General features: G+C 43.4%; 5 protein-coding genes and 1 pseudogene. All 6 read right to left on the bottom strand.

Features of this window, described 5'->3' with window-relative positions; genetic code table 11:
* Window positions 1–53: 53 nt before the first annotated feature.
* A pseudogene (locus tag DWZ38_RS21805) lies at window positions 54–422 on the bottom strand (MobA/MobL family protein); the annotation flags it as partial.
* 137 nt (window positions 423–559) lie between these two features.
* Window positions 560–781 (bottom strand): DUF3847 domain-containing protein, encoded by a 222-nt coding sequence (locus DWZ38_RS21800; RefSeq protein ID WP_117767619.1) that lies wholly within the window; start codon window positions 779–781, stop codon window positions 560–562.
* 170 nt (window positions 782–951) lie between these two features.
* A complete protein-coding gene (locus DWZ38_RS21795; protein WP_117855397.1) occupies window positions 952–1,809 on the bottom strand; it encodes an ATP-binding protein in 858 nt (285 codons plus the stop codon).
* The gene (locus DWZ38_RS21790) at window positions 1,806–2,522 is read right to left on the bottom strand and encodes a replication initiator protein A (RefSeq protein WP_117855394.1); all 717 of its coding nucleotides are present in this window, start codon (window positions 2,520–2,522) and stop codon (window positions 1,806–1,808) included. The genes DWZ38_RS21795 and DWZ38_RS21790 overlap by 4 nt, the downstream gene beginning before the upstream one ends.
* A 24-nt stretch (window positions 2,523–2,546) precedes the next feature.
* Window positions 2,547–2,930 (bottom strand): adenylate cyclase, encoded by a 384-nt coding sequence (locus DWZ38_RS21785; RefSeq protein WP_117855392.1) that lies wholly within the window; start codon window positions 2,928–2,930, stop codon window positions 2,547–2,549.
* Window positions 2,931–2,933: 3 nt separating this feature from the next.
* Complete coding sequence (locus tag DWZ38_RS21780) at window positions 2,934–3,851, bottom strand: ParM/StbA family protein (RefSeq protein WP_117855389.1); 918 nt, start codon at window positions 3,849–3,851, stop codon at window positions 2,934–2,936.
* Between the last annotated feature and the right edge of the window lie 259 nt (window positions 3,852–4,110).

The raw sequence follows: 4,110 nt of genomic DNA, 5'->3' as shown, positions 1-4,110 counted from the left end.
TGGCCTTTGGAGGGCCAAGGATAAACCACCAGTTGAACTGGTGGTTGCTAACTAGCAAAGTCAGCACACATGCCCATATCCACAAAATTCTTTTGAATCAAATTTTGAAGAAGAGAAATATTACTGTCCTTATCTAATTCAATGGGAAGTGCGACAACAAATTCCCTTGCCAGTCGGCTGTCTTTTGTCTTTTCAGCAGCTTCCACAGCATTCCAGAGTTGTTCACGGTCTTTCCATTCTGGTGGAGCCATCGGTGGGAGCAATACTTCCTGATAAATGAGACCATGCTTTCTGGTATAGTCATGCTGAATACCATCGTAATCATTGTACATCCGGCTACAGCTCATATAAGCAGAAGCAGCAACAGCAGACCGACCGGAACCACGGCTGACGACTTTGGCTTGCATATGATAAATTGCCATATCTGGCACCTCCTTTCGATGTTGCCTGCAACAGCGGATAAAGCCCTCGGCAGAGCGCACGAGCCCCGAAGGGGATACCACTGCCTGATTTATCAGGTGGTGAGTAAGTGCGCCCTTCGGGAGTAGAATTTGTGCGTTTACATTCCCCGTAGCCGGATCATCAGTTCCCGTTTCAGGGAATCTAAATCCATTTCTTTAATATGGGGAACAATACTTTCCAGAATTGCTCCTTCCTGGACTAACCTGTGTGTTCTGGCATCACGCTCTTTTTTGCGATTTCTTGCTTCAGCTTCTTCCTGGCGGTGTTTTGCCTGTAAAAGTGCTTTTTCTTCCGGTGTCATGATTCTTTTATCTGCCATATCTGGCACCTCCTTTTTATGCCCGTGTCCGGGCTGTTTTGGTTTCAAAATCTTATGATTTGGTACTATGGTTTTAGATAACTGACAGTGGCATATTTTTTGTTAAAAATAAGGAAAGATAGTAGTACCGCTGTCAGTGAAAAATAATCATTGCGTTATACTTCTTCGAGTCAATTCTGGTTCGGAGCATGATTGTTCAACAGGATTTTTTTCGCCTGTTTTAACTTAGCTGTTGCATTGTCCTGACGGATATTCCGGTTATTGATACGGACAGGAATACATCTCTCCAGAATACGGTCATAAATTCGTTTGTGTGCGATATCAGCGGCGTTATTCAGCTCTGATAAAGTGAGATTGGTCGTTATGATCAGGGGCTTTTTACTGCGGTAACGACTGTCGATCACATTGAATACCTGTTCCAGTGCAAAGTCAGAGTTCCGCTCAATTCCGAGATCATCAATAATCAGAAGACTGTAGCGGTTTAAGCTGTTGATGAACTGGTTTCTGTCTTCAAAATGCATTCCGGTAAGGGTATTTAGAATCCGGGAAAAGTTGGTCATCAGTACAGGAACGCCTTTTTCCAGAAGGGCATTGGCAATGCAGCCTGCAAAAAAAGATTTTCCAGTACCGACATCACCCCAGATGAGAAGTCCGGAAGCGTTTGCTTTCATCTCTTCCCAGTTGCTTACATAATTGTGTGCCAGTTTTATTTCCGGATTGATGCCGTTATCCCTGGCAAAAGTGTAGTCATAGAGTGCTTTGTCCTGTAAGCCGCTGGTTTTAAGATGCTCTATTTCCATTTGTTTTTCATGAAGTTTTCTCTGGGCCTCTTCCTGCTCAAAGATTTCCTGCTGGCATTTACAGCGGATGGAAGGAATAAGAACCTTTCCCTGTAATTCATGCCGGCATTGTCTTGGCGTATTGCATTTGGAACAGTAGATCAGGTGGTCTGTTTCGTTAAAATATTCATCAGGCTGAAGTTCTCTGTTTGGTGTTATAGCGTTTGCTTTTTCTGTAAATCTTGTCATAGTGTTTCGTATTCCTCACTTTCGTAATTTCTTTGTCGGGAAGCAGGATGATCCTGTCTTGCCCAACTGATGATGGTAGCTGCATGGTTCTGATATTGCTTTCCGGTAGAAGCCATATAACCGGATAAGCGTTCAATATAATCCTTCCAGTCAGGGATTGTCTGCCGGATATCTTCCAGCTCTTTTTCTGACAGAAAAACATTTTGAAATTTTCCATAGGGTGAGAGTGGATCCTTACTCCCTCTTATTGCTAAATTGTTCTTTTTTATCTCTTTCTTATTACCAGACAGTTTTCTGTCTGTATCAGGGAAAGAATTCTGTCTGTCAATAGGACAGTTTTCTGTCTGTCTTAGGGAAAGAAATCTATCTGTATAGTGGATGGTTTCTTTTGGGAGTTTTATATAAATCCGATTGGGCTGTCCGGGACCCTGCCGTTTTCGGAAGATAAGCTCCTGTTTTTCCAGTACTGCCAGAGCAGTTTTAACCGTCATCTGGCTTTTGTGGAGAACTTCTGCCAATGCTTCAATCGTAAAGTAAATGAACACATGACCATCTGTATCTGACCAGCCCTCATTTTTCTGGGAAAGCCTTGCCCGGTCGAGCAGGATAATATAAAGCATTTTGGCAGTTTCGTTTATTTCCATGTCCAGAAGGAAACGGGGAAACATCATATAAGATGGCAGGTTGGTGTCTGCTGTCAGAAAGTCAGTCATGTGTTCACCTCCAATCAAAAGGGTTTATTCTCCAAGAAAATCCCAGTCTACATCACTATCTGGCTGTGAATTTTCAGGTGCTGGAAAGGACGCCCTGATTTGGGGCTCCCTTTGCGCTATGCCTGCAGTCAGTCCGGAAAGAAAAAGTGGCAATGCCTGTTTCAGACTGTTTTCCACTGCATCTACAATCTGTTTCACAAAAAGTTCTTCCCGTTCTCTTGTTTCCAGATAAGGATCAGCCTGTGTGCGGTAGTAGCGGTCAAAATAATCTACCAGTGCAAGAGAGATTACCTGACTGTAAGATTTAAAATCCTGCCTGTCCATCGTCTGTAAATATTCCCAGGCTCTCCGCTGCTGTTCTTTGTCCAGATTAAAGCGCAGGTTTGTGTTGCGGATATTGTTCTGCATGGTTTATCCCCTCCTTTTCAGGCTCATATAAGCCAGAGATTCGTAACCTTTGGCAGTGGCGCAGATGTCATCAATGATTGTGACTCGTGATTTGTCATACGTTCCGAAGTTACGGATCAGGCATCCACCGCCGCCAACTACATACAGGCGCATCAGGTCAGGATTGTATTCATATTTGCGGAGCGTAGAAAAAAGTTCTGCCACATACTGTCTGGCAATAGAACTGATACAATCCAGATATGGTGCTGAAATATCAGCTGTTCCAAACCGCAGAATCTGTTCTACTGTGGATTCTTCAATTTTCACTCCGAATTTGTCCAGAACAGCGTTCTTTGCGGCAATCATGCACTGGTTTACACCAAGTTTTTCTGTCCAGCATCGGCTCTCCTGCGTTTTCTTATTGTTGACATACAGAATGTTCATGGTTCCGTTTCCGATATCTGCAAGGAGATTGGTTCCCTTGAAATTTCCTAGTTGGTTTATGATAGCCGGATACCCCTGTGGGTAAAGGCTGCATCCCACAAAGCGGAGATGATACTCTTTGCCGTTAAAAAGGTAATGGACTTCTGGATTCTGGAGCAGATAGGAACGAAAAGCTTCTCTTTGATTTCTGATCCATGTGAGAGGAAGTCCGGCAGCCAGATGAACATCTGCTTCACGGATGGAAAATACATTCAGTTCCCTTGCAATAGCCATTAGTGTCAGAAGATAATATTCTTCGTCCATAGCTTTATCCGGGATAAATTCTTTGTGTCCTTCGCCGATCCGGTAGTAAATGCCGTTGTATTCCAGAATATTCCCGGTGAAGATTGGTTCAGTTTCATAGGCTTTGATGCCGGTTGAGGTGACGGTGTTTGCTGTTTTCATATTGCCGTAGCCATGATCTACAGCAATGATTTTTGTGTTTCTGAGTTCTCGCATAAAAAATACCTCCGTTTTCGTATTGATTGATTCAGCAGGTCGTACCGGTGTGGTACTGCTCTGCTGTGAGATAAGCATACGAAGATCGGAGGAAAAAGGCATTGAGGGGAAATTGAGCAGGAATTGAGAAAAAAGATATATTGTGCTTACGTTCTTCATGTACTCTTGTTGTGATTTCATTGTTTTTTATCGTATAATATGGATACTGGAGGTGTGCGCCAGTTCGGTGCCAAATATATAACTGGTGGGAATCCAGTCT

Origin of the sequence: Ruminococcus sp. AF31-8BH (assembly GCF_003460605.1) — a bacterium.
GTDB lineage: Bacteria > Bacillota > Clostridia > Lachnospirales > Lachnospiraceae > Blautia_A > Blautia_A acetigignens.
This window is presented reverse-complemented; position numbering and strand designations above follow the sequence as displayed.

Excerpts from the sequence above, each read along its gene's own strand:
- DWZ38_RS21800 (WP_117767619.1), bottom strand. The coding sequence starts at position 781 with ATGGCAGATAAAAGAATCATGACACCGGAAGAAAAAGCACTTTTACAG.
- DWZ38_RS21795 (WP_117855397.1), bottom strand. The coding sequence starts at position 1,809 with ATGACAAGATTTACAGAAAAAGCAAACGCTATAACACCAAACAGAGAA.
- DWZ38_RS21790 (WP_117855394.1), bottom strand. The coding sequence starts at position 2,522 with ATGACTGACTTTCTGACAGCAGACACCAACCTGCCATCTTATATGATG.
- DWZ38_RS21785 (WP_117855392.1), bottom strand. The coding sequence starts at position 2,930 with ATGCAGAACAATATCCGCAACACAAACCTGCGCTTTAATCTGGACAAA.
- DWZ38_RS21780 (WP_117855389.1), bottom strand. The coding sequence starts at position 3,851 with ATGCGAGAACTCAGAAACACAAAAATCATTGCTGTAGATCATGGCTAC.